Source organism: Blautia caccae (assembly GCF_040095955.1).
Taxonomy (GTDB): Bacteria; Bacillota; Clostridia; order Lachnospirales; family Lachnospiraceae; genus Blautia; species Blautia celeris.
This window is the reverse complement of record NZ_JBBMFP010000106.1, coordinates 1-624: the sequence shown is the minus strand read 5'-3', so window position 1 is coordinate 624 and position 624 is coordinate 1. Positions and strand designations below refer to the sequence as shown.

The 624-nt window shown below is 47.3% G+C and carries 2 protein-coding genes; both read left to right on the top strand.

Annotated features, from left to right (window positions below; translation table 11 throughout):
* A partial coding sequence (locus WMO65_RS26440; RefSeq protein ID WP_349064927.1) for a nucleoside triphosphate pyrophosphohydrolase family protein occupies positions 1 to 353 on the top strand: 353 nt, incomplete at its 5' end.
* A 2-nt stretch (positions 354 to 355) separates the two neighbouring features.
* On the top strand, positions 356 to 624 hold a 269-nt coding region (locus WMO65_RS26435), incomplete at its 3' end, for a hypothetical protein (protein WP_349064925.1).

Genomic DNA, 624 nt, shown 5'->3' with positions numbered 1-624 from the left:
ACCCGCAGTATCACTATACGATTGAGCATATAGCGGAAGAGGCCGGAGATGTACGCATTATGATCATGCAGATAGAACACCTTCTGGGGATACAGGATGCTGTTGAGGATAGTATGAAACGGAAGATCGATCGTCAGATTGGCCGGATGAAAGAAGCTGATCTCCTGAAGCAAGGCCAAACGTTGCTTGACAGGTATCTGGAGTCAGAGCGGATCCGGATCGTGCAAGAGCTATGTCCGGATGATGTGCCGTGGTTGGTGCGCGAAATGGGAGAAAAGTGGAGAGTAAATGAATGTTGCCAAGATGGATGTGAAAAGTGCTGGGGACTCCCGTTGAATCCGGAGGAGGTATAGGCATGGAAAGATTAACTGAAAAGATATCAAACGGCACGAAGCCAAAGACGCTTAGAGGTCTTATAAGATGGTTTGTTACACATAATGGTATACGCAAAGATGTAATCATTGGAGAGTATAACAAGCTCTATGACAGGCTTGTAGAGTACGAGGACCTGGGTATAACACCGGAGCAGGTGAGGCAGATGGATGCAGAGTTTACCAGAGCCAGTAAGGAGCTGGCAGACTATAAAAAGTCAGTGGACCAGGGAAGGCTATTACATCTGCCATG